This window comes from Streptomyces spiramenti (genome assembly GCF_012034385.1).
Taxonomy (GTDB): domain Bacteria; phylum Actinomycetota; class Actinomycetes; order Streptomycetales; family Streptomycetaceae; genus Streptomyces; species Streptomyces spiramenti.
The window spans coordinates 1-23700 of the sequence record NZ_JAAVJB010000006.1 but is presented as its reverse complement, the minus strand read 5'-3'; the positions used below and the strand labels follow the sequence as shown (position 1 = coordinate 23700).

At 72.7% G+C, this 23700-nt stretch carries 23 protein-coding genes; 13 read left to right on the top strand and 10 right to left on the bottom strand.

Annotation, left to right across the window (positions count from 1 at the left end):
* Positions 1 to 4: 4 nt before the first annotated feature.
* The 5 genes from nuoE to HCJ92_RS01685 form a co-directional block, all read right to left on the bottom strand.
* Positions 5 to 853 (bottom strand): NADH-quinone oxidoreductase subunit NuoE, encoded by an 849-nt coding sequence (nuoE, locus tag HCJ92_RS01705; RefSeq protein ID WP_167931553.1) that lies wholly within the window; start codon positions 851 to 853, stop codon positions 5 to 7.
* Complete coding sequence (locus tag HCJ92_RS01700) at positions 850 to 2184, bottom strand: NADH-quinone oxidoreductase subunit D (protein ID WP_167931552.1); 1335 nt, start codon at positions 2182 to 2184, stop codon at positions 850 to 852. Before HCJ92_RS01700 ends, nuoE begins: the two co-directional genes overlap by 4 nt.
* The gene (locus HCJ92_RS01695) at positions 2184 to 2951 is read right to left on the bottom strand and encodes an NADH-quinone oxidoreductase subunit C (RefSeq protein WP_167931551.1); all 768 of its coding nucleotides are present in this window, start codon (positions 2949 to 2951) and stop codon (positions 2184 to 2186) included. The genes HCJ92_RS01700 and HCJ92_RS01695 overlap by 1 nt, the downstream gene beginning before the upstream one ends.
* A complete protein-coding gene (locus tag HCJ92_RS01690; protein ID WP_167931550.1) occupies positions 2948 to 3502 on the bottom strand; it encodes a NuoB/complex I 20 kDa subunit family protein in 555 nt (184 codons plus the stop codon). The genes HCJ92_RS01695 and HCJ92_RS01690 overlap by 4 nt, the downstream gene beginning before the upstream one ends.
* A 126-nt stretch (positions 3503 to 3628) precedes the next feature.
* Positions 3629 to 3988 (bottom strand): NADH-quinone oxidoreductase subunit A, encoded by a 360-nt coding sequence (locus HCJ92_RS01685; protein WP_167931549.1) that lies wholly within the window; start codon positions 3986 to 3988, stop codon positions 3629 to 3631.
* Positions 3989 to 4582: 594 nt separating this feature from the next.
* On the opposite strand from HCJ92_RS01685, the gene HCJ92_RS01680 reads away from it, so the two are divergent.
* The 7 genes from HCJ92_RS01680 (at position 4583) to HCJ92_RS01650 (ending at position 11639) form a co-directional block, all read left to right on the top strand.
* A complete protein-coding gene (locus tag HCJ92_RS01680; RefSeq protein WP_167931548.1) occupies positions 4583 to 5362 on the top strand; it encodes a sulfite exporter TauE/SafE family protein in 780 nt (259 codons plus the stop codon).
* A 70-nt stretch (positions 5363 to 5432) separates the two neighbouring features.
* Positions 5433 to 6008, top strand: a complete 576-nt coding sequence (pspAB, locus tag HCJ92_RS01675) for a PspA-associated protein PspAB (protein ID WP_167931547.1) — start codon at positions 5433 to 5435, stop codon at positions 6006 to 6008.
* 475 nt (positions 6009 to 6483) lie between these two features.
* Positions 6484 to 7389 (top strand): zinc metalloprotease HtpX, encoded by a 906-nt coding sequence (gene htpX, locus HCJ92_RS01670; protein ID WP_167931546.1) that lies wholly within the window; start codon positions 6484 to 6486, stop codon positions 7387 to 7389.
* Between the two features lie 512 nt (positions 7390 to 7901).
* On the top strand, positions 7902 to 8798 hold the full coding sequence (locus HCJ92_RS01665) for a C40 family peptidase (protein ID WP_167931545.1): 897 nt from the start codon (positions 7902 to 7904) through the stop codon (positions 8796 to 8798).
* Positions 8799 to 9089: 291 nt separating this feature from the next.
* Positions 9090 to 10112 carry a zinc-binding dehydrogenase gene (locus HCJ92_RS01660; protein WP_209310593.1) on the top strand — a complete coding sequence of 341 codons (1023 nt, stop codon included), beginning with the start codon at positions 9090 to 9092 and terminating at the stop codon, positions 10110 to 10112.
* A gap of 216 nt (positions 10113 to 10328) precedes the next feature.
* Positions 10329 to 10991, top strand: coding sequence for a leucine efflux protein LeuE (gene leuE, locus HCJ92_RS01655; protein WP_167931544.1), 663 nt, complete (start codon positions 10329 to 10331; stop codon positions 10989 to 10991).
* A 108-nt stretch (positions 10992 to 11099) separates the two neighbouring features.
* On the top strand, positions 11100 to 11639 hold the full coding sequence (locus HCJ92_RS01650; protein WP_209310592.1) for a hypothetical protein: 540 nt from the start codon (positions 11100 to 11102) through the stop codon (positions 11637 to 11639).
* 75 nt (positions 11640 to 11714) lie between these two features.
* Here HCJ92_RS01650 and HCJ92_RS01645 read toward each other — a convergent pair whose 3' ends face one another.
* The 3 genes from HCJ92_RS01645 to HCJ92_RS01635 all read right to left on the bottom strand — a co-directional run bounded on the left by HCJ92_RS01645 (position 11715) and on the right by HCJ92_RS01635 (position 14467).
* Positions 11715 to 12362 carry an O-methyltransferase gene (locus tag HCJ92_RS01645; protein ID WP_167931543.1) on the bottom strand — a complete coding sequence of 216 codons (648 nt, stop codon included), beginning with the start codon at positions 12360 to 12362 and terminating at the stop codon, positions 11715 to 11717.
* A 119-nt stretch (positions 12363 to 12481) separates the two neighbouring features.
* Complete coding sequence (locus tag HCJ92_RS01640; RefSeq protein WP_167931542.1) at positions 12482 to 13141, bottom strand: rhomboid family intramembrane serine protease; 660 nt, start codon at positions 13139 to 13141, stop codon at positions 12482 to 12484.
* Positions 13142 to 13432: 291 nt separating this feature from the next.
* Positions 13433 to 14467, bottom strand: coding sequence for a hypothetical protein (locus HCJ92_RS01635; RefSeq protein WP_167931541.1), 1035 nt, complete (start codon positions 14465 to 14467; stop codon positions 13433 to 13435).
* 567 nt (positions 14468 to 15034) lie between these two features.
* Here HCJ92_RS01635 and HCJ92_RS01630 point away from each other — a divergent pair.
* The 6 genes from HCJ92_RS01630 (at position 15035) to HCJ92_RS01605 (ending at position 20884) form a co-directional block, all read left to right on the top strand.
* A complete protein-coding gene (locus HCJ92_RS01630) occupies positions 15035 to 15775 on the top strand; it encodes a UbiX family flavin prenyltransferase (protein WP_167931540.1) in 741 nt (246 codons plus the stop codon).
* 107 nt (positions 15776 to 15882) lie between these two features.
* Entirely contained in the window at positions 15883 to 16344 is a 462-nt protein-coding gene (locus tag HCJ92_RS01625) for an Lrp/AsnC family transcriptional regulator (RefSeq protein ID WP_167931539.1), read from the top strand.
* A gap of 53 nt (positions 16345 to 16397) precedes the next feature.
* Positions 16398 to 17564, top strand: a complete 1167-nt coding sequence (gene mqnE / locus HCJ92_RS01620; protein WP_167931538.1) for an aminofutalosine synthase MqnE — start codon at positions 16398 to 16400, stop codon at positions 17562 to 17564.
* A gap of 333 nt (positions 17565 to 17897) precedes the next feature.
* Entirely contained in the window at positions 17898 to 18422 is a 525-nt protein-coding gene (locus tag HCJ92_RS01615; RefSeq protein ID WP_167931537.1) for a GNAT family N-acetyltransferase, read from the top strand.
* 126 nt (positions 18423 to 18548) lie between these two features.
* Positions 18549 to 18968 (top strand): DUF4229 domain-containing protein, encoded by a 420-nt coding sequence (locus HCJ92_RS01610; RefSeq protein WP_338053966.1) that lies wholly within the window; start codon positions 18549 to 18551, stop codon positions 18966 to 18968.
* Between the two features lie 515 nt (positions 18969 to 19483).
* Entirely contained in the window at positions 19484 to 20884 is a 1401-nt protein-coding gene (locus tag HCJ92_RS01605; protein ID WP_167931536.1) for a cation:dicarboxylate symporter family transporter, read from the top strand.
* Between the two features lie 183 nt (positions 20885 to 21067).
* Here the strand turns inward: HCJ92_RS01605 and dacB are convergent, their stop codons facing one another.
* A complete protein-coding gene (gene dacB, locus HCJ92_RS01600; RefSeq protein ID WP_209310591.1) occupies positions 21068 to 22684 on the bottom strand; it encodes a D-alanyl-D-alanine carboxypeptidase/D-alanyl-D-alanine endopeptidase in 1617 nt (538 codons plus the stop codon).
* A 506-nt stretch (positions 22685 to 23190) separates the two neighbouring features.
* The gene (locus HCJ92_RS01595) at positions 23191 to 23394 is read right to left on the bottom strand and encodes a cold-shock protein (protein ID WP_014144190.1); all 204 of its coding nucleotides are present in this window, start codon (positions 23392 to 23394) and stop codon (positions 23191 to 23193) included.
* Between the last annotated feature and the right edge of the window lie 306 nt (positions 23395 to 23700).

Below are 23700 nucleotides of genomic sequence, written 5' to 3'. Positions count from 1 at the left end.
GCGCTCACTCGCCCTCCTCGGCGGTGGGGCTCGCCGCGGGGTTGTGCGGGTCCGAGGCGGATGTCTGCTGCGGCGCGTCGTGCTTGCTGAGGTACTGCGGCGGGCCGTCGTCGGCGGGGTGGCGGCCCGCGCCGGTGGCGGGCCGACCGGCGGGCAGCTGCTCGCCGGTGGCCATGCGCAGGCCGACCAGCGAGGCGTCGCCGCCGCTGCCGCCCTCGACGACGGCGCCGGCGCGCGGGTCGGGGAAGCCGGCCAGGATGCGGGCGGTCTTCTTGAAGTCGCAGAGGGAGGCGCCGCGGGTGGGGGTGACGGTCTCACCGGCGCGGAGCTTGTCGACGAGGTCCTTGGCGGACTGCACCGTCTGGTCGTCGAAGAACTCCCAGTTGATCATGATGACCGGGGCGTAGTCGCAGGCCGCGTTGCACTCGATGTGTTCGAGCGTGACCGTGCCGTCCTCGGTGGTCTCGCCGTTGCCGACGCCGAGGTGGTCCTGGAGCGCCTCGAAGATCGCGTCGCCGCCGAGGACCGCGCACAGGGTGTTGGTGCAGACTCCGACCTGGTAGTCGCCGGAGGGCTTGCGGCGGTACATGGAGTAGAACGTCGCCACCGCGGTGACCTCAGCGGTGGTCAGGCCGAGTTGGTCGGCGCAGAACCGCATGCCGGTCCGGGTGACGTGGCCCTCCTCCGACTGCACCAGGTGCAGCATCGGCAGGAGCGCGGAGCGGCTGCCGGGGTACCGGGCGATGATCTCGGCGGCGTCGGCGGCGAGCCGGGTGCGCACGTCCTCGGGGTAGTCCGGCGGGGGCAGGGGCGGCATGCCCAGTCCCACGGCGGCGTTGGCTGCCTCCGTCATCGGTCGACGCCTCCCATCACGGGGTCGATGGAGGCCACGGCGACGATGACGTCGGCGACCATGCCGCCCTCGCACATCGCCGCCACGGCCTGGAGGTTGGTGAAGGAGGGGTCGCGGAAGTGGACCCGGTAGGGACGGGTGCCGCCGTCGCTCACCACGTGCACGCCGAGTTCGCCCTTGGGCGACTCCACGGCGGTGTACGTCTGGCCGGCCGGGACGCGGAAGCCCTCGGTGACCAGCTTGAAGTGGTGGATCAGGGCCTCCATGGAGGTGCCCATGATGTTCCGGATGTGCTCCAGCGAGTTGCCGAGTCCGTCCGGGCCGAGCGCGAGCTGCGCGGGCCAGGCGATCTTCTTGTCGGCGACCATCACCGGGCCGGGCTCCAGCCGGTCCAGGCACTGCTCGATGATCCGCAGCGACTGCCGCATCTCCTCGACGCGCAGCAGGAAGCGGCCGTAGGAGTCGCAGGTGTCGGTGGTGGGGACCTCGAAGTCGTAGGTCTCGTAACCGCAGTAGGGGTCCGTCTTCCGCAGGTCGTGCGGGTGGCCCGCGGAGCGGAGGACGGGACCGGTGGCGCCGAGCGCGAGGCAGCCGGCGAGGTCGAGGTAGCCGATGCCCTCCAGCCGAGCCTTGAAGACCGGGTTGCCGGAGCAGAGCTGGTCGTACTCGACCAGGTTCTTCCGCATCGTCTTCACGAACTCGCGCAGGTGGTCCACGGCGCCGGGCGGCAGGTCCTGGGCGAGGCCGCCGGGCCGGATGTACGCGTGGTTCATGCGCAGGCCGGTGATCAGCTCGAAGGCGTCCAGGCAGAGCTCGCGGTCGCGGAAGCCGTAGATCATGACGGTGGTCGCGCCCAGCTCCATGCCACCGGTGGCGATGGCCACGAGGTGGGAGGAGATGCGGTTGATCTCCATCATCAGCACGCGGATGACGTTGGCGCGGTCCGGGATGTCGTCGGTGATCCCGAGCAGCTTCTCGACGCCGAGGCAGTACGCCGTCTCGTTGAAGAACGGCGTCAGGTAGTCCATGCGCGTGACGAAGGTGGTGCCCTGCGTCCACGTCCGGTATTCGAGGTTCTTCTCGATCCCGGTGTGCAGGTAGCCGATGCCGCAGCGGGCCTCGGTGACCGTCTCGCCGTCGATCTCCAGGATCAGTCGCAGCACGCCGTGCGTGGACGGGTGCTGCGGACCCATGTTGACGATGATCCGCTCGTCGTCGCTGCGGGCGATCTGCTCGGCGGTCGCGTCCCAGTCGCCGCCCGAGAGGGTGTAGACCGTGCCCTCGGTCGTCTCGCGGGCGCCCGCCGGCGCGGTGGGGTGTGAGGTGGACATCAGGAGTACGACCTCCGCTGGTCGGGAGCCGGGATCTGGGCGCCCTTGTACTCGACGGGGATGCCGCCGAGCGGGTAGTCCTTGCGCTGCGGGAAGCCCTGCCAGTCGTCCGGCATCATGATCCGGGTGAGCGCCGGGTGGCCGTCGAAGACGAGCCCGAAGAAGTCGTAGACCTCGCGCTCGTGCCAGTCGTTGGTCGGGTAGACCGGGACGATCGACGGAATGTGCGGGTCGGCGTCGGGGGCGCTCACCTCCAGCCGGATCAACCGGCCGTGGGTGATGGACCGCATGTGGTAGACGGCGTGCAGTTCCCGGCCGGTGTCGGTCGGGAGGTGGACGCCGCTGACGCCGGTGCACAGTTCGAAGCGGAGCGCCGGGTCGTCGCGGAGGGTGCGGGCGACCTGGAGGAGGTGCTCGCGCGCGACGTGGAAGGTGGCCTCGCCCCGGTCGATCACGGTGCGCTCGATGGCGGCGGCGGGGTCCACACCCTGCTCCTCCAGCGCGCCCTCCAACTCGTCGGCCACCTCGTCGAAGTAGCCGCCGTAGGGGCGGGAGGTGGCCGCGGGCATCCGCACGGTGCGGCGGACGCCGCCGTAACCGGAGGTGTCGCCACCGTTGTTGGCACCGAACATGCCGCGCCGTTCCGCGATCACCTCGCCGGGGGCGCCGACCGAGGCGGGGAGCGCCCCGGCGGAGTCCTCCAACTGGTGCTCCGGGCCGGACGGTTCCTGTGTGGAACCGTTTCGGCGGTTGTCCGCGTCACTCACCGCAGCAGCCCCTTCATCTCGATCGTCGGGAGGGCCTTCATCGCCGCTTCCTCCGCCTCGCGGGCCGCCGCCTCGCGGTTGACGCCGAGCTTCTCGTCCTTGATCTTCTCGTGCAGTTTGAGGATCGCGTCCATGAGCATCTCGGGCCGCGGCGGGCAGCCGGGGAGGTAGATGTCGACCGGGATGATGTGGTCGACGCCCTGGACGATCGCGTAGTTGTTGAACATGCCGCCGGACGAGGCGCAGACGCCCATGGAGATGACCCACTTGGGGTTGGGCATCTGGTCGTAGACCTGGCGGACGACCGGCGCCATCTTCTGGCTGACGCGGCCGGCGACGATCATCAGGTCCGCCTGGCGCGGCGACCCGCGGAAGACCTCCATGCCGAAGCGGGCGAGGTCGTAGCGGCCGGCGCCGGTGGTCATCATCTCGATGGCGCAGCAGGCGAGACCGAAGGTCGCGGGGAACATCGAGGACTTGCGGGCGAGCCCGGCCATCTTCTCGACGGTCGTGAGCATGAACCCGCCGGGGATTTTCTCTTCGAGACCCATCTCAGATGCCTTCCTTCTCAGCTCGGCGCGGCGTCCCGACCGGGCGCCGCGTTCCGGCCCGGCGGTGCGGACCGCCGGGCGCCGCGGCGGTGTCGGGGCACGGCGTGCGGGGTGCGGCGGGAGTCGTCAGTCCCACTCCAGCCCTCCCCTGCGCCAGTCGTAGGCGTACGCGACGCCGATGAGCCCGACGAAGATGGCCATCTGGACCAGCCCGAACATCCCCAGGGCGTCGAAGTGGACGGCCCACGGGTAGAGAAAGACGATCTCGATGTCGAAGACGATGAAGAGCATCGCCGTCAGGTAGTACTTGACGGGGAAGCGCCCACCGCCCGCGGGCTGCGGGGTGGGCTCGATGCCGCACTCGTAGGCCGAGAGCTTGGCCCGGTTGTAGCGCTTCGGCCCGATGATCGCCGCCGCGATCACGGAGCCCACGGCGAAGGCTGCCCCGAGGGCTGCCAGCACGAGGATGGGAACGTACGCGTTCACCGCACCTCGCTCCTTCCAGTCGACGGCGACTGCTGCTAGAAGATCACTTCTATGTGAGTCAGTTCACAAGCACGAGCGCATCCTATGCCTCACCCCCTGTGAGTTGTGACACGGGGTACCCGACGAAGTTTGTGATCTATGGCACCAAGGGTCACCTAAGTGCATCCACGCAGGTGGGTGGCGTCACCGTCCTGATACCGGACGTGCCGGTGACCGTACGGCTCGTGACGCGGCGCCCGTTCGGGCACCTCACGCGCCCGCGTCGCGCTATCAGGTCGTATCGTCTCAGCGCAAATTTGCACCTCGGCCGCTTGCGAGGTATGCGCGAAACCAGCGGCGACGCCCCGGAATCAGATGTTTCGCGGTCATTGACACGGCGTTGCCGTGGTGTTGCCGGGCAGCGCCGCCGCGGCCTCCTCGAACCACCCGGCCCGGGGCGCGAGACGTTCCGACGGGGCCGCGGGACGGCTCCGCCCGAGGTCACCGACGGTCGGGGGCGGCACCGGGGCGGTCCGACCGATGGGGCGGGACCGCCGACCGCGGTCCGAGCCCCCGGGAAAGGGCGGCGCCCGGCGGGCTCCGTACGCTGAGCGCATGCTGGAGCTGTCGTTGCCCGTGCTACTGATGCTGTTCCTCGCCGCGGCACTCGCGGGCTGGGTCGACGCCGTCGTGGGCGGCGGCGGCCTGCTGCTGGTCCCCGCGCTGCTGATCGGACTGCCGCAGCACGCACCGGCGTACGCGCTGGGCACCAACAAGGCGACCGCCATCGCCGGCACCTCCTTCGCGGCGGTCACCTACGCCCGACGGCACCCGGTGGACGTCCGGCTGGCGCTGCGGTTCGGCGTACTCGCCTGCGCCTCCTCCGCCGTGGGTGCTTCGTTCGCGACCGCGGTGAGCAAAGAGGTGCTGCAACCGCTCATCATGGTGCTGCTGCTCGCCGTCGCGCTCTTCGTCGTGCTGCGGCCGTCCTTCGGCACGGAGGACAGCGGGCGAGTCGCCTCCCGGCGACGCGGCGCGCTGGCGCTGCTGGTCGCGGGGGCCGGAGTCGGCTTCTACGACGGCCTGTTGGGCCCGGGTACCGGAACCTTCCTCATCATCGCCTTCGTCGGCCTGCTGCACATGACGATGCTCTCGGCGTCGGCCACCGCCAAGGTCGTCAACGTCGGCACCAACCTGGGCGCGCTGGTCGCCTTCTCCGTCCACGGCACCGTGCTGTGGCAACTCGCCGCGTCGATGGCCGTCTTCAACATCGCCGGGAGCTGGCTCGGCGCGCACATGGCGCTGCGGCGCGGCAGCGGCTTCGTGCGCGTGGTGCTGCTCGTGGTCGTCGCGGCCCTGGTCAGCCGCCTCGCCTACGACCAGTGGTGGGCCTGACCTGCCCGCGGCACCCCGGCCCGGCGGCGCCGCGACGGGCGGGCCCCGACTCCACTACGCTGACTCCACCATGGGATTCCTGGACGCGATCTTCGGCCGCCGCAAGCCGGTGCAGCCCGACCTCGACCAACTCTTCGCCCTGCCGTCCGCGGCGATCACGCTGGAGGCCGGCTCGGGGTTCACCCCGACGGGCCTCGGTTCGGTCTGCTTCGCCGGCGCCGAGGGCGGTGCGTTCAGCCGCCTCCAGGAGGACACCACCGCGCTGCTCGGCCGGGAGGCGGAGACCGTGCGCGACCGCTACGGCTACACCTGGCTGCTGTGCCGCCGCGACCCGCAGGACCTGGTCTCCCTGGTCAACGACCTCCACGCGGTGAACACCTCCCTGGAGTCGGCGGGGTTCGGCCCGCAGCTGCTCTGCTCGCTGGTCGGCTTCCGTGACGACCGGGGCCGCTCGCTCGCGCTGGTGTACCTCTACAAGAGGGGCACCTTCTATCCCTTCGCGCCGGCTGCCGGCGGCGGGGAGAAGCGCGACAACCCGCTGGAGCTCCAGATCAACAGCGCGCTCGGCGACGACCTGCGGACCGAGAGCGACCTGACCCGCTGGTTCCCCGTCTGGGGTGCTCCCGGGCTCACCGCCGAGGGCTGAGCGACCGGGCGTCCCAGCGGCCGGGGCCGATCCGGGCCGGACGCGGGGCGCGGGCGCCCGGCGGTCGACCGCCCCTTCCGTCCGCCGCGTCGCACTGCCGTCACGGTGCGGCACTCACCCTGACGGCACTCACCGTGCGGCAGTCGCCCCGCGGGCTCGCCCCCCGCGCCGTCGCCCGCGCGCGGCCCGCCGCCTCGCTGCCCCGAGCTCCACCGACGGGGGCGGCGACCGCGCTGCCGGGGCCCCGGGCGCAGGCTGCCCGCCCGGACCCCGGAGTGTGCCCGTCGGTCCCGACCGGGGTGCCGGGCGGACCCCGTCCGACACGGAACCGGTCCCCTCCCCCTCGGCCTCCGCTCCCGCCCGGCGTCTCCGACCCGAGCAGGAGTCCGCGCGGCACCGGTCCGACCCCCGGCTGACGCCGTTCCGACCTGCGGCGGCGTAGGGTCCGAGGTAGGAGAAGGAGGAGGTGGACACCATGACGCGCACCCGCTACGCCCCCGACCGCGGCCTCACCAGCCGCATGGTCACCACGATGTTCCTGATCGGCCTGCTGTACGTGGTGCTGATCGGCGTGCTGCTGGCCGCCTTCCAGAACGCGTGGCCGCTGGTCCTGCTGTTCACGGGCGGTATGTTCGTCGCCCAGTTCTGGTTCAGCGACCGGATCGCCGCCTACAGCATGGGCGCGCGCGAGGTCAGCCCGGAGCAGGCGCCGGAGCTGCACGCCGCCATCGACCGGCTCTGCGCCCTCTCCGACCTGCCGAAACCGCGGGTCGCCATCGCCGACACCGATGTTCCCAACGCCTTCGCCACCGGCCGCAGCCAGAAGAAGGCCCTGGTGTGCGCCACCACCGGTCTGCTGCGTCGGCTGGAGCCGGAGGAGCTGGAGGGCGTCCTCGCGCACGAGCTGTCGCACGTCGCGCACCGAGACGTGGCGGTGATGACCTTCGCGTCGTTCCTCGGCGTGCTCGCCGGCACCGTGACCCGGATGGCGCTGTGGAGCGGCATGATGCGGGGCGGCGGTCGCAACGGCAACAGCCAGGCGCAGATCCTCTTCCTGATCATTCCGCTGGTCAGCGCCGTCGTCTACGCGGTCAGCTTCCTGCTGACGCGGCTGCTCTCCCGCTACCGCGAGCTGTCCGCCGACCGGGGCGCCGCGCTGCTCACCGGGAAGCCGTCCGCACTCGCCTCCGCGCTCACCAAGGTCAGCGGCCAGATGGCGCAGATCCCCACACGCGACCTGCGGCAGGCGGAGCCCTTCAACGCCTTCTTCTTCGCCCCCGCCTTCTCCGGGAACTCCTTCAGCAAGCTGCTGTCCTCGCACCCGACGCTGGAGCAGCGGCTGGAGCAGCTGGGGCGGATCTCCCGCGAGCTGGGGCGCTGAAACCGGTTCCGCCCCCGTGGGTGGCAGCACCGCACACGGCACCGGAAACGGCCCCGCCGAGCGGGGCCGTTTCCGTGTCCGACTACCGGACGAGCCGGCGCCACGGTGCACCCGGCGGGCAGGGGCGGACCGGACGCGGACGGTTCGGCGATCCCACCGATGTGCCGGCCCCGACCCGGCGAACGGCACATCGGAACAGCGGACGCAAGGCTCCCGGTCGGCCGTCCCGGTGGGTGGGACGACGCCACCCGGTCGCCTATGAGCTGTGTCACGAGGCTGACGGTCCGTCGATGATCACCATTGCCGGGCCCCGGAACGCCGTGCTAAGTCGCGGCCAATGCAGGCCATTTCGGACACGTGCCTGCGTACGGCGCCGCTCCGCGCCCGTGAGCCGCGCCCCGCCGTACGGCGTACGCGCGACAATCCGGGCATATAGCCGCTCGGGATGGGCACTTGTGTCGCATTACACGTTTCTTGAGCACAGTTGCCGGGCCTTGATACGGCTGGTGCCCATGTCCCCAATCCGCACCACTCGTCCCACCGGCCGGCACCGCAAGCCCCGCCAGACGCGAGCCACCCAGCTGCTGCGTGGCGGAGTCCTGTCCGGCGTCCTGGGCACCATCGCGGTCGCCGCTCCGGCCGGCAGCGCCCAGGCCGACGAGAAGCCCACCGAGGCCACCGGTGAGCTTCCCACCGTGACGACGCTCAGCACCGTGCACGTGGCCGGCGCGGCCCAGGCCGCCGAGGCCGCGGAGCGCTACATCTCCGCCGCCGACCTGGACCAGGCCCAGACCCTCGCCTGGGTGCGCGCCGAGAAGGCCGCGGCGAAGCAGAAGGCCGAGGAGGAAGAGGCCCGCGCCGCCGAGGAACGTGCCGCCCGCGAGCGTGCCGCCGAGGAGGCCCGCGCCGCCGAGGAGCGCGCCGCCGAGGACGCCGCCGCCGAGGAGCGCACCGAGCAGGCCGCCTCCCGCAGCTCCGAGCGGGCGCCGCTCGCCGCGTCCTCCGGCGAGGCGGCGACCGCACCGTCGGCCTCCACCCCCGCGCCGGCGCCGTCCGGCAGCGGCTCCGGGATCGTGGGCTTCGCCCGCTCCCAGGTCGGCAGCGCCTACCAGCTCGGTGCCACCGGCCCCGGCGCCTGGGACTGCTCCGGGCTCACCGGCGCCGCCTACGCCTCCGCCGGCATCTCGCTGCCGCGGACCTCGCAGGAGCAGTCCGCCATGGGCACCGCCATCGCCGTCAGCGACGCGCAGCCGGGCGACCTGCTCTACTGGGGTGGTCGCGGCAGCGCCTACCACGTGGCGATCTACGTCGGCAACGGCCGCTTCGTCGGCGCGCAGAACCCCTCCACCGGTGTGGTCGAGCAGGACCTCGGCTACTCGCCGCCCACCGGGGCCGTGCGGATCGGCTGAGACCACCGACCACCGCACGGAACCACCGCCGCCGCGCCATGCGTCGGTAGCCGTACCACCCGACGCCCCGAACGTCGGGTACCGCGACGCCGCCTCCGCCCCTCGGGGCCGGGGGCGGCGTCGCGTTGTGCCGCCCCCGGGGTCCCGCCCGGACGGGACCCCGCGAGTCCCCCGGCCGCACCTCCGGGCGGCGGTACCGTTCCCGGGCGGCCACGCCACAGCGGCCCGGGAGGGTCCTCCGCTGCTCAGCGGGTAGGCGCCACCTCCCCGAACGGACGAGAGAGGTTCCCGATGCGAGCGACGGTGATGTACGGAGCGGGCGACGTACGGGTCGAGGAGGTCCCCGACCCACGGCTGCGCGAGCCCACCGACGCGGTGGTGCGCATCGTGCGGTCCTGCGTCTGCGGCAGTGACCTGCACCCGTACCACTCGATGAAGCGCCGCGACCGGGGCGTGCCGATGGGCCACGAGTTCCTCGGCGTCGTCGAGGAACTCGGCAGCGAGGTGAGCGGGGTTCGCCGCGGCGACCTGGTCGTCGCGCCGTTCGTCTGGTCGGACAACACCTGCGAGTTCTGCCGGGAGGGGCTGCACACCTCCTGCCGACGGGGCGGGGTCTTCGGCGGCGGCCAGGCCGAGGCGATCCGCGTCCCCCAGGCGGCCGGCACCCTGGTACGGCTGCCCGTCGCGGAGGACTCCGCGCTGCTGCCGTCGCTGCTGACGCTCGCCGACGTCTACGGGACCGGGCACCACGCGGCGCGCCTCGGGCGGGTCGGGCCCGGGACCACCGTCACGGTGATCGGTGACGGCGCGGTCGGCCTGCTGGCGGTGCTCTCCGCGCGCCGGATGGGCGCCGAACGAATCATCCTCATGGGCCGCCACATCTCCCGCACCGACCTCGGCCGGGAGTTCGGCGCCACCGACGTGGTGGCCGAGCGGGGCGAGGAGGGCATCGAGCGGGTGCGGGAGCTGACGGGAGGCGACGGAACGCACGCGGTGCTGGAGGCGGTGGGACACATGCCCGCCTACGAGATGGCGGTGGGCGTGGTGCGCCCCGGCGGTGTCATCAGCCGGGTGGGGGTGCCGCAGTACGAAGCGGCGCCCGTCGGCTTCGGGAGCCTCTTCGGCGGCAACATCACGCTGACAGGCGGGCCCGCGCCGGTGCGCGCCTACATCGAGGAGCTGCTGCCGGACGTCCTGGAGGGCCGAGTGGAGCCAGGTCGGGTCTTCGACCGGACGGTGGGTCTGGACGAGACGCCCGAGGGCTACCGGGCGATGGACGACCGCGAGGCGCTGAAGGTGCTCGTCACGCCGTGAGCCGGTCGCACCGCGAGGCGAGCGACCGGCGCGGCGGAACTGCTGCGGCAGACCGCCGGTGCGGCGGACCGGCGGGTGCTCGGGTACGGGCTCAGGTGCGTGCTCGGGTACGTGCTGCGCCACGGAACGTTCCGGCGGAGCACGCGCCGTGCCGGACCGGACCGGGGGACGGAACGGACACCACCGGCACCCGGGCCGTGTGGCACCATGCGCCGCATGCTGGGGATAACCGATCTGCCCACCTACCTGGTGGGGCTGGCCCTGATCATCCTGATGCCGGGGCCGAACTCGCTGTACGTGCTCTCCGCCGGGGCCCGGCTCGGCGTACGGGCCGGTTACCGGGCGGCCGGCGGCGTGCTCTGCGGCGACGCGGTGCTGATGGTCCTCTCGGCGGGCGGCGCAGCCTCGCTGCTCAGCGCGAGCCCCGTGGCGTTCACCGTGGTCAAGCTGCTCGGCGCCGGTTACCTGGCCTGGCTGGCGCTGGGCATGCTGCGGGGTGCCTGGGCACTGTGGCGCCGGAGGCGGCAGCGGCTCGCCGAGGTGGAGGCGGCGGCGGAGGCGCCTCCGGTGCCGGGGGAGCGGCCGTTCCGCCGGGCGCTGCTGGCGAGCCTGGTGAACCCGAAGGCGATCCTGTTCTTCGTCTCGTTCTTCGTGCAGTTCGTGGACCCCGCCTACCCCTACCCGGCGTTGTCGTTCCTGGCGCTGGGGTTGTGGGTGCAGCTGTTCAGCATCGCCTACCTCAGCCTGCTGATCTTCCTGGGCGCCCGGCTCGCCGCCGCCTTCCGCCGGCGCCGCGCGCTCCAGGCCGGCGGCATGGCGCTGGCCGGCGCCGGGTTCCTGGGGTTCGCCGTCAAGCTCTCCCTGGCGAGCAGCGTCTGACCCGCCGCCCGGGTTCTCGGCCGGTACGGCCCGGCTCCGGCGCGGCGCTCGGGGTCTGCCGGGGCCAGGCCGCCCCGGCGTAGCCTCGGACGCGGGAGGTGACGCGTCATGGCGACGGTCGGCATGTGGGTCGTGGGCGTGCTCGTGGTCTCCGGCGCCGTCGTCTTCTTCCTGGACTCGTTGCGGGACGCCCAGCTCACCCGCCAGGAGCGGCGCATCGAGGAGCTGCGGAACGAGGAGCACAGGCTGCTGCGGTCGGAGGAGGCCGGGCGGGACGTCCCCGATCCGGTCTGCGGCTGCGGCCACCACCTCGCGCAGCACGACCGGCGCGGCCGGTGCCACGAGGAGGTCGCCAGGCCGACCGGCTGGGACGCCCAGCACCGCCCCACCGGGTACGCGCCCGCGCCCTGCACCTGTCAACGGTACGTGGGGCCGCAGCCGCTGTCGCAGGTCTTCGCCGACGAGCTGACGGAGCTGGAACCCGAGGCGCCGGCCCCGTCACCGGGGGCACCCGGTCCGGACGCCGCCCGCCCCGACCGCGGCCCCGACTCCCCGGCGGACGCCCCTGGCGGCCCCGGCGACTCCGGCGACACGGGCGGGACCGGGGGTACAGCCCGCCCGGAGGACGGCGCCCCGCCCGGCCGCTGACCACACCCCGGGCCACCGCGCGACCCGCCCCGGGCCGTGGCTGGGGCCGTGGCTGGGGCCGGGGCCGGGGCCGGGTCAGCGCTTGCGGACCACCGTCAGCCCGTCGTAGACGGAGAGCAGGACCGACTCGACCCGCTTGTCCGCCGTGATCGCGTCGTTGATCTCACGGATGGCGAGCGTGGAGGGCGAGGTGTCGGAGTCGTCGACGACCTGCCCCCGTTGGAGGGTGTTGTCGAGGACCATGAGCCCGTTCGGCCGGAGCCGGGTCAGGACCTCCTCGTAGTAGACGGGGTAGCCCACCTTGTCGGCGTCGACGAAGGCGAGGTCGACGTGCTCCTCACGCGGCATCGCGCGCAGCGTCTCGGCGGCGTCCCCCATCCGCAGGTCGATCCGGTCGGTGACGTCGGCCCGCTCCCAGTAGCGGCGCGCCACCGCGGTCCACTCCTCGCTCATGTCGCAGGTGATGAGCCGGCCGCCCTCGGGGAGGGCGCGGGCGATCCAGATCGCGGAGTAGCCGGTGAACGTCCCCACCTCGACCACGGTGCGGGCGCCGGTCAGGCGCACCAGCAGCGCCAGGAACGCGCCCTGGTCCGGGGTGATCTGCATGCGGACGTCGCGAGGGTAGGCCCGCCGGTTCTCCGCCGCGAGCTCCTGGAGGATCTCGTCGGCCGGGGTGGCGTGGTCGATCAGGTAGGGCCGGAGTTCCGGGTTCACGATCTTCATGCGCTGACCCTACGACCGACCACCGACAGAAAGACGCCACCGGGCGTGATCGCGCGACTACGCGCCGCTGGATGGTCGGCGTTGCGCGATGGCGCCCGCCGCCGGGGGCGGACCGCCGCTCAGCCGGGGTGGCCCGGCGGCGGCCCGGACAACCCCGACGCCCGTCGGGGCCGGCGGCGCGGCGTGTCGCCCCGCCGCAGCCAGAACGCGGCGAGCACCCCGCCGGCGAGGCCGAAGAGGTGGCCGAGCCAGGAGACGCCGGTCTGCGTGGGGAGCACGCCCCAGAGCAGCGAGCCGTAGAGCAGGAAGACCGTGATCCCGACGGTGATGTCCACCGCGTCGCGCTCCACGAAACCGCGCACCAGCAGGTAGCCGAAGAGGCCGAAGACGACACCGGAGGCGCCCGCGGTGATCGACCCGGAGGAGGAGAACAGCCAGACACCGAGCCCGGAGACCGTGATGATCACGAAGCAGACGCCCAGGAAGCGGGCGATGCCGCGCCACGCCGCCAGGAAGCCGAAGATGAGCAGCGGCACGCTGTTGGCGATGAGGTGGTCGTAGCCGAAGTGCATGAAGGCGGCCGGGTAGATGTCGAGCAGTTCCCCCGCCTGCCGGGGTTCGACGCCGAGGTCGCAGACGAGCGGCGCGTCCGGGTCGCCGGGGAAGCAGCGCGGGTTGTCGCCGTCGAAGGCCGTCAGCACCCACATCAGTACGAGCCAGCCGAGCATCAGCAGCCCGGCCTGGACGGCCCGTCGGCCGCGCGGCGTGCGGTTCACCATCGCTGTCACCTCTCCCGTGGGGCCGGCGGTCGCCTGCCCCGGTCACGCGGTCACCGTCTCCCACGCGCCGCCGGGGAGACCGGTTCCCGTCGGGCGCGCCCGGTCGGGCGGCCTGTCGCCGGTGGGGCGCCGAGCGCTCCAGGCTAGGCGATGCGTCACCGGTGACCTCGGGTGCGACGCGTACCCGCGCGGGGCGGCACCCAACCGGACCGGGCGGCGCCGACCGCGGCAACCGGGCGGCGGGTGGGCCGCCCGGCGGGACGCGCCCGCGCGGCGGGTACGGCGCGCCCGTCAGGGCTGCATCGGGCCCGGCACGTCCGCGCGGTCGGGGTCCTCCCGGCGCTGCTGCTCGCGCAGGTCCAGGTACAGCAGGGCGACGGTGAGGTCGTCGGGGTGGAGCATCGGCGCCTCGGGCGCGGTGAGGCTGATGGCGCTGCCGCCGTTGAGGTGGAGCCGCAGCGGCAGTTCGGGGAAGTCCTCGCCCGCGAACTGGCCGAGGTCGAAGTTCACCTCCGACAGCACACCGTTGCGGATGGCGAGTTCGGCGACGAACGGAGCGTCGGGGTCCACCGGGTCGTGGACGACCGGGGTCAGCCCGAAGCGGTCGCTCTGCTGGGTGAGCAGGTCCAGCAGCGGGCCGAGGGCCCGGTCGGCGCGGGCCGCGGTGAGCCGGAGCTCGACCCGCTCGGCGCCGTGTGCGGTGCCGGTCCCCCGCAGGGTCGCGTCCTCGGCGATCGCCGTCTCCAGCTCACCCAGCATCGCCCACTGGTGCTCGGAGTTGAGGAGTGGCGCGGAGTCGGTGAGGGCGGCGGCGATCCGGTCGGTCAGCTCGCGGTCCACGCCCGCACCGATGTCCAGGGCGTCGCCGTAGGCGCGGTAGAGGAAGGGGTCGACCAGCACCCAGGCGCCGCGCAGCGCGCGGGAGGCGGTGTCGAGGGAGGGCGGCAGTTCCGCGGCGCGCTCCATGAACCGCTCCGCCGCGGTGACCGTCTCGCGGTCGCCGTCGAGCGCGTCCTGCACGAGGGTGTCGGCGCCGATGCGGAGGTACAGCCCGCCGTCGATCTGCTTGATGCCCACGGCGTCCTTGCCGCCGAACCCCACGGAGAGGGCGGTGGAGAGCGGGTCGCCCGGTTCGAGCTCCCGCATCGCCGTCTCCCCCTCGGGGTCACCCGCGACGGCCGTCAGTTCGAGGGTGGACAGCACCTCGGCGTCGGTGGCGCCGGGTGCCGGGGAGTCCGTCAGCTCGGCGGACCGCTCCAGATAGGCGTGGATGTCCTCGGGGGTCGCGGGGAAGGTGGCCTCCAAGGTGACGGCCTCACGCGACATCAACTGGTCGACCGCGGCCCCGACACCCGCTCCCGCGCCCGCGGCCTGCTGGAACTGGCAGCCGCCGGCGGTCGCGGCGACGACGATCAGGAGCGCCCCGCCGCCGAGGGCGGCGCTCCGCTTGCGGAGGGTGCTGATGATGTCTCTCCTGGTCGGTCTCGGGCGGCACAGGACGGTGCGCGCCCCGCACAGTGTCCAACGGCGACCCTAAGGGGTGCGCGGACCACGGCCCGTCGTGGCCGAGGTGTCACCGGACGGTGAGCCGATGTTCACCGGCCGCTGGGCTACGCTCGGTTCGGCGGTCACACGCGGGGAACCCACCCGTGACCTGGCGATACGGCGGGACGCCCGACCGGCGGGGGCGTCGCGCGGTGGTGCGTCGGCGCGTGCGGCGCGGTGGTGCACGACCACCGAAACGGCCGAGATGACCGCCCCGCCGGACGGCGGCAGCCACCGCGCGACCTCGCGCGCGGGGCGCGAGCGGACCGGCGGCGTGCGCCGAGGCGGACGGCGGCCGGGCAAGGGCTAGCTCCGGTGCACGCACCGGGCGGAACGGACGGATGCGTGATGGCCGAGGAAGCACGTGAGCCATGGGTGGTCGGGGTGTCCGGCGCCTCCGGCACGCCGTTCGCGGCGGCGGTGGTGCGGGCGCTGCTCGCGGCGGGCGAGGCGGTGGACCTCGTGGTCAGCCGCGCGTCCCGGCTGACCCTGCTCGACGAGACCGGCATCTCCTTCCGCGACGCCCACTGGCGCGAGGACCTGGCGACCTGGCTGGCGCGCGGCGCGGACGGCACGCCCGACGCGTACGCCCCGGAGCTGTCGGGGGTGCGGTACTGGCCGGCCGGGGACCTGGCAGCGGGGCCGTCCTCCGGTTCGTACCCCGTCCGGGGGATGCTGATCGTGCCGGCCTCGACCGCCTGCGTGGCGGGGGTCGCGCTGGGGCTCTCCAAGGACCTGCTGCAACGCGCGGCGAGCGTGACGCTGAAGGAGCGGCGTCCGCTGGTGGTCGCGGTGCGGGAGACCCCGCTCAACGGGCAGACGCTGCGGCACCTGGTGACGCTGGACGACGCGGGCGCCGTGGTGCTGCCGGCCTCGCCCGGCTTCTACGCGGGCGCCCGGCACATCCAGGAGCTGGTGGACTTCGTGGCGGGCCGGGCGTTGGACGCCGTGGGGGTGCCCCACGACCTGTACCGCCGCTGGGAGGGCCGGCTCGGCAGTGGCGCGCCCGCCGCGGAGCGGCCGGGCGGGGCGTCCGGAACCGGTGGCGGCAGCGGGGCCGGTGCGGACGGTGACGGCCGGGGCGCCTGAGGACGGCGACTCCGCCTCGCCGGGCCTGTCGTAAGCGAGCGCGGCTCCATGCCTTAGATTCGTCCGTTGAAAGACGCTCCCGACGGACCAGCGAAAGGCGCAGCGACATGGACGCGGTGGACAGGCAGCTCATCCAGGCGCTGCGTGAGAACGGCCGTGCCTCCTACGCGGAGCTCGGCCGGCTGGTGGGCCTGTCCGGGCCGAGCGTGACCGACCGCATCAACCGGCTGGAGACGGCCGGCGTGATCACCGGGTACCGCGCGACGATCGACCCGCCGTCGATGGGGCTCGGGGTCACCGCCCTCGTCGGCCTCCAGCTGTCCGACGCGACCGACCACGAGGAGTTGGCGGCGCGGCTGCGGCACCTCGCGGAGATCGAGGACTGCTGGTTCATCGCAGGCGACGACTCGTACATGTTGAAGGTGCGCGCCACCGACGTCGACGGCCTGGAGCGGACGATCCGCCGGTTGTCCGGCACCCGGGGCGTCTCCCGCACCCGGACGACGATCGTGCTCTCCACGAAGTGGGAGAACCGCGTCGGGGTGCTGCCCGAGGAATTCGACCACTGAGCGGGCACGTACGCTCGGACAGGGAAGACACACCAACGAGGAGGCGGCAGGCCATGGACGCTGGACTCAAGCGCGAGCTGGAGCAGAAGGTCCGTGCCGGCGAGCGGCTGAGCCGCGAGGACGGCATCGCGCTGTACGAGTCGGACGACCTGGCCTGGCTGGGCGGACTGGCCCACGAGGTGCGGACGGCGAAGAACGGCGACGTCGTGTACTTCAACGTCAACCGCCACCTCAACATGACCAACGTGTGCACGGCCTCGTGCGCCTACTGCTCGTTCCAGCGCAAGCCGGGCGAGAAGGACGCGTACACGATGCGCATCGAGGAAGCGGTCCGTCTGGCCAAGGCCATGGAGGGCGACAACCTCACCGAGCTGCACATCGTCAACGGCCTCCACCCCAACCTTCCCTGGCGCTACTACCCGCGGTCGCTGCGGGCGCTCAAGGAGGTCCTGCCGGCGACCGTCCAGCTGAAGGCGTTCACCGCGACGGAGATCCACCACTTCGAGGAGATCTCCGGGCTGAGCGCGGACGAGATCCTCGACGAGCTGATCGATGCGGGGCTGGAGTCGCTGACGGGCGGCGGCGCCGAGATCTTCGACTGGGAGGTCCGGCAGCACATCGTGGACCACCGCACCCACTGGGAGGACTGGTCCCGGATCCACCGGCTGGCGCACGCCAAGGGGCTGAAGACCCCGGCCACCATGCTCTACGGCCACATCGAGGAGCGGCGCCACCGCGTCGACCACGTGCTGCGGCTCCGGGAGCTCCAGGACGAGACCGGCGGCTTCCAGGTCTTCATCCCGCTGCGGTACCAGCACGACTTCGTGGACATGAAGGACGGCAAGATCCGCAACCGGCTCCAGGCGCGGACCACCATGGCCACCGGCGCGGAGGCGCTGCGCACCTTCGCCGTCTCCCGCCTGCTGTTCGACAACGTCCCGCACGTCAAGGTGTTCTGGGTGATGCACGGTCTCCAGACCGCGCAGCTGGCGTTGCAGCACGGCGCGGACGACATGGACGGCTCGGTCGTGGAGTACAAGATCACCCACGACGCGGACTCGTTCGGCACGCCCGACAAGCTGACCCGCGAGGACCTGCTGGAGCTGATCCGGGACGCGGGCTTCCGCCCGCTGGAGCGGAACACCCGGTACGAGATCGTGCGCGAGTACGACGGCCCGGACGCCGACCGGCGGGAGTCCCCGCAGGCGATGCGGCTCTGAGAGCGTGTGTGAGACCCCACGCCGGGCCCGCGACGCCGGCTACGGCCATCTGCTGCGTTGTCGGAGACGCCCGAATACAACCCGGTATGAGGGCGCCCCTCCGCCGTGCAGCTGACCGCATCCGACGCCGCGAGCTGATCCGACGCGGGGACTCACACACGCTCTGAGCCACCGGCGGGGCGCGGCCCCGCCCGCGCTCCGCGCGTCGGCCCCGTCACCGCTCCCGGTGGCGGGGCCGACGCGTGCCCGGGACGTCGGCGTGCGGCCGGGTCGCGCGGCCCGGCATGCGAGACGGCCTCCCCGCCGAACCCGCAGGAATATACGATGACCCGCATGAGTATCCAGTACATCGTCGACCCGGAGGTGACGCCGGGGCTGACCGACGGGCTGCTGCGGCTGTGGGCGGACGTCACCAACGCGGGCGGCGCCGTCGGCTACGTGCCCCCGGTGGCCCCGGAGGAGATCCGCGAGGTCTGCGACGGGCACCTGGCGCAGGTCGCCGCGGGCGAGGCCCGGCTGGTGCTCGGCGTGGACGACGCGGGCACCCCCGCGGCACTCGCCTTCGTCCACCGCAACAGCCACCGGCTGATGCGGCACTGGGTCGGCCTGTACCGCGTGATGGTGCATCCCTCCCGGCAGGGCACCGGCGAGGGCCGCCGCCTGATGGCGGCCTGCGAGGAGACGGCGCGCGCCTCCGACGGCATCCGCGCCATCCGGCTCACCTGCCGCGGCGGGCTGGGGCTGGAGCGGTTCTACGAGTCCTGCGGCTACAAGGAGGTCGGCCGGACACCCGAGGCCATCCGCGTCGCCGAGGACGACTTCCGGGACGACGTGCTGTTCTGGCGCCCGCTGACCTGAGCCCGGCGACGGCATGCTTCACTGGAGGGCGGCCCGACCGAGTCCGGCAACCCCGGCGGATCGGACAGGCACCACCGACTCCCCGGAGCAGTAGACGCGCACAGCGCCCAGCCGAAGGAAGCAGCCGTGACCGACACCAAGCACGCGACCATCCGCTACACCGGGATGCGCGTCGGCATTTTCGTCGCCTGCCTGGCCGTGGTGACCGGCCTCGCCCACCTCGGCCTGATCCCGGCCGGTATCGGCACCTCCAACCCGCTGTGGCTGATCGCGCTCGCCATTCTCATCTCGTCGCCCATCAGCTTCATGGTGCTGAGCCGGCAGCGCGAGGCGATGTCGGAGCAGGTCGGCGGCGCGGTGGTCCGCACGCGGCAGCGGCTGCACGCCAACCGCACGATGGAGGACGACGTGGACGACGCCGCGCGGGCCCCGGTGCCCGCACAGGGCGACGCCGCAGGCGGCGAGGACGAGCGCCGCGGCGAGGGGACCGGCGCGTCCGCCGAGGGCGGCGCCTCCGGGGTCGCGGCGACCGGTAAGCGCGACTGACCGACCGGCGCTCGCCGCCGAGCGGGTCTCACCGGCACCTGCCGGGCCGCCCGCCGAAGCGCCTGCCGGGCCACCCACCGGGCCCTCCGGCGGAGCACCGGCAGACGTGAGCCGGATCACCCCGCACTGCCCCACCCCATCGGGAATCCCTTTCCCCGGTGGGGTGTTGTGCTCTCCGCGACCACAGACCAAAGTCAGCCTTGGGGCAGTTCAAAGGATCGGTGTTAATGTGTTCGACGTGAAGACAGCCGCGCACGACTCCGCTCCGAGCCGCCCACGGCTCGTCGCGCGCCTGCACATCGATCTCTGTCGACGCCACACCGCCGCGTGTAGCTGACCTCGAGCAGCACGCCGCGCACCGGGCACGCCTTCGGCGTGCCCGTCGGTCTGCGTCCCGCCGACGGTGACCGACCACCTCGGCCCGACCGCGCCGCCCGCACCACGGACGGACCGGTCGACGGCGTGCCCAGGCACCACCCGACCCCCGTCCCCACTCCCCCAACCGGAGCCCCCCTGTGTCCTCCCCGTCCACCGCCAAGGCCGAGACCGGCCGCCGGCGTATATCCCTGCCACCGTTCTGGGCGCAGATACTCATAGGTCTGGCCCTCGGCGTGCTGCTCGGCTGGGTGGCGCGCACCTGGAGCGTCGAGTGGCTCGGCACGACGCTCAGCGAGATCGGCCGGATCTTCGTCCAGCTGCTCCGCCTGGCGGTGGCACCGCTGGTCTTCTTCGCCATCGCGGTCTCCATCACCAACCTGCGCAAGGTCTCCAACGCCGCCCGGCTGGCAGGCCAGACGCTGCTGTGGTTCCTGATCACCTCGCTGATCGCGGTGGCCATCGGCATCACCCTCGGCCTCATCACCAACCCGGGCTCCGGCTCCAGCCTCACCCCCGCCGACGGCGAGGCCCCCGGTACCACCGGCTCCTGGCTCGACTTCCTCACCGGGATCATCCCGAACAACATCATCGAGCCCTTCGCGGAACTGCGCGTCCTGCAGATCGTCTTCCTCGCCACCATCGTCGGCATCGTCGCCCTGAAGCTCGGTGACCGTGCCGCCCCGGTCATCACCTTCGGCGAGACCGTGCTGGAGATGCTGCAGAAGGCACTGTGGTGGGTCATCCGCCTCGCCCCGCTGGGCACCCTCGGCCTGATCGGCCGCTCCATCAACGAGTACGGCTGGGACCTGCTCGGCGACTACGCCAAGTTCACCGCCGCCGTCTACATCGGCAGCCTGCTGGTGATGTTCGGCGTCTACCCGCTGCTGCTGCGCTTCTTCGGCGGCGTCAACCCGCTCCAGTTCTACCGCGGCGCCTGGCCCGCCCTGCAGCTCGGCTTCGTCTCCCGCTCCTCCGTCGGCACCATGCCGGTGACGCAGCGCGCCACCGAGCGCCTGGGTGTGCCGCGCGAGTACGCCAGCTTCGCCGTGCCGTTCGGCGCCACCACCAAGATGGACGGCTGCGCCGCGATCTACCCGGCGCTGGCCGCCATCTTCATCGCGGAGATCTTCGACGTCAGCCTGGGCATCCAGGAGTACATCCTCATCGTCTTCGTCTCGGTGATCGGTTCCGCCGCCACCGCGGGCATGACCGGCGCGACGGTGATGACCACGCTGACGCTGTCCACCCTGGGCCTGCCCCTCGAAGGCGTCGGCCTGCTCCTGGCGATCGACCCGATCCTGGACATGATCCGCACCTCGGCCAACGTCGCCGGTCAGGCCACCGTGCCGGTGATCGTCGCGGCCCGGGAGGGCATCCTCGACCGCGAGGCGTACGACAACGCCACCTCCTTCGAGATAGACGAGGAGTGGAACGAGCCCGCCGCCGCGACCGCCGGTGACGGACCGGCCGACGGGGACAGCCGCCCGACAGCCACAGCGGGCGTCGGCCCGGGTTCGGGCACCGGCTCCGCCGGCTGACCGACCACCTCGGCGCGCCCCGTCAGACACCGATGGCCCGGCCCCGCAGGGGGCCGGGCCATCGCCGTACAGGGGGTGGACGCCACGGCTGCGGCACGGACGGCCGGTGGCGCCCGCCCGTGCCGCAGCCGTGGCGTTCGCCGCAGCCGGGCCCGCGGTGACGGAGGCCCGGCGGCGACAGGGTCAGCGGTGGCCGACGGTGGTGAGGTCCTCCGGCTTCACCACGAGGGAGTCGTGGTCGGCCGCCGGACCGTCCGCGGGCCGTTCCCCCTCGGGCCGGGGGGCCTCACGCGGTGCGGGAGCCTCCTGCGCCGGAACGCCCTCCCGGTGCGAGGCGAGCGTCACGACGACCGCGTCCTCGATGTCCTTGGGGTGGCTCCCCATGTAGTAGTTGATGACGACGGCGAAGACCAGCTCCCGGCCGTCGGCGTCGGTGACGTACCCGGAGAGCCCGGTGGCACCGGTGAGGCTGCCCGTCTTGGCGTGGGCGTTCTTCTCGGCGGGCGTGCCGCACATCCGCGTGTTGAGGGTGCCCCCGACGGACCGCTCCCCGGCACAGGCGACCGGCAGCTCCTCGTGCCAGCGGTCGAACCACGGCTGGTCACGCACCTCGACCAGCAGCGTCGCGAGCTCCGCGGCGGGCACCCAGTTGCGGCGGGTGAGCCCCGAGCCGTCCGCCAGCACGTACGTCGACTCGTCCATCCCGAAGGCCGCCAGGGACTCCCGGGCGGCGGCGGTCCCGGCCGACCAGCCGCCGTCCCCGGCCGTCTCGTGCCCCATGGCCTTGACCAGCACCTCCGCGTGGCCGTTGTTCGAGAGCTTCATGAAGGGGTTCATCAGCTCGCCGACGGTCATCGACTCGTGGGAGGCGAGGACGCGGCTGCCCTCCGGTGCGGCGCGGCCGAGCCGGGTGCGGCCGGTGACTCGGACCCCCTCCTGCGACAGCGCGTCCCGGAACACCGCGGTGGCGTGCCCCGTCGCGTCCCACACGGCACGCCAGCTGGTCGTGGGGCGGGCGTCGACGGCGATGGAGCCGCTGACGGTGAGCACGTCGGCGCCGTGGACGCGGTTGAGCGGCAGGGCGAGCGCGCTGCCGGCCTCGCCGGTGGTGGCCGTGTTCTCGACCTTCACGAACCCGGTGTCCGGTTCCAGCGAGACCTCGGGCCGGTCGCCGGGGTTCGCGCCGGGGGTGATGGTCACCTTCACCGTCCCGGCGTCGTAGTCGGTGTCGGGGGCGACCGTCAGCGCGGAGATCGGCGCCCCGTAGTAGTACTGCTCGTCGTCGACGTTCCACCCCCAGTGGAACCGCTCGGTGTCGAACCGGGTGTCGTCCGCCACGACGTCGCCGACGATCTGGCGGACACCGGCCTGCCGCAACTGGGCGGCGAGGGACCGGTAGTCCTCCGCCAGGAGGGTCGGGTCGCCGGTGCCCCGCAGGTAGAGATCGCCGAGGAGCACGCCGCCGACCACCCGCCCCGTGGTGCGCAGCTCGGTCGCGAAGGTGTGGTCGGGGCCCAGCACGTCCAGGGCGGCCACCGAACTGAGCAGCTTGGAGTTGGAGGCCGGCATCAGCCGGTCGGCGCCGTTGTGGTCGTACAGCACCTCCCCGGTCTCGGCGTCGGCGACCACGACCCCGGCCTGGGCGCCGTCGAGCCGCGGATCGTCGAGGATCTCGTCCAGGGCGTCCGCGAAGGCGGCCCGGTTCTGGTCGGCCCCGGCCGGGGCCGACCAGGCGAGGGTCAGGGCCAGGCACGCGGCGATCGGCGCGAGCAGCAGGGATCTGTGGGGGCGTCGAGTCATGGCAACAGAGCATGACGTAAGTATTTTTCAGGTCAAGGGGGCTGCGCCGAAAATCGGTGTCACATGTCGGGGCAATCACCGGACGGAGTGCGCGACGGCGCCCGCACCGGAGAAAAGGGGCACTCGCGAAACACCTGCGGCATTTCCGGCGGAGGACCCGCCGATCACCTCGACCGTCGGCACCCCGGACGCGGTCCCGGCAGTCCCGGGGCTCGCCCGGCGTTCCCCGTAAAGGGTCCCCGCTGCGCAAGCGCGACGGCTCCGCCGCGGGCGCGCAGCGACCGGCGCGAGGCCGTGCGGCACCCCGGGCGATCGGCACCCCGCCGTCGGGGCGGCTACCGGCCACGCGCGGCTGCGCTGCGGGCCGGGGCCAACTCCCGCCACCCGGGCGGACGATGGGCCACCACGAGCGAAGAGGGAAAGGCAGGAGCCCCCACCGCACGGGTGGGGGCTCCTTGGGTACTACGTTCCGGAGCGGGCGATCGAGACCGCGACGCCAGAAATGATCAGACGGGGGTGACGTTCTCCGCCTGCGGGCCCTTCGGGCCCTGGGTCACGTCAAAGTTGACCTGCTGGTTCTCCTCAAGGGAGCGAAAGCCAGCAGCATTGATCGCGGAGTAGTGGACGAAGACATCGGGACCGCCGCCGTCCTGGGCAATGAATCCGAAGCCCTTTTCGGCGTTGAACCACTTGACGGTTCCGGTAGCCATATAAGCCCTCCTTGGGCCTATCAGGGTCGCCCTGCTCCAGAACCTACACAGAAGCCTGAAAACGACGAAAGCCCGCGGTTACATGCTCCGCAGGCTCTCACTGCAAGGGAAACCAAACTGCAACTTGCGGCGAGCCTAGCACGCGGGAAGGTTCGCCGGAAGGGGGAAGATCAACACCCGTCGCCGGTCATATCTGCGGCTCCGCAAACCTGTTCCGCCGGCGTCGACCCCACGGTGCGAACCTCCGTTTCGGCGGCGTTCCGCCCGCCGCCCGCCGGTGTCGGCGCCACCGGACGGGGCCGGTGG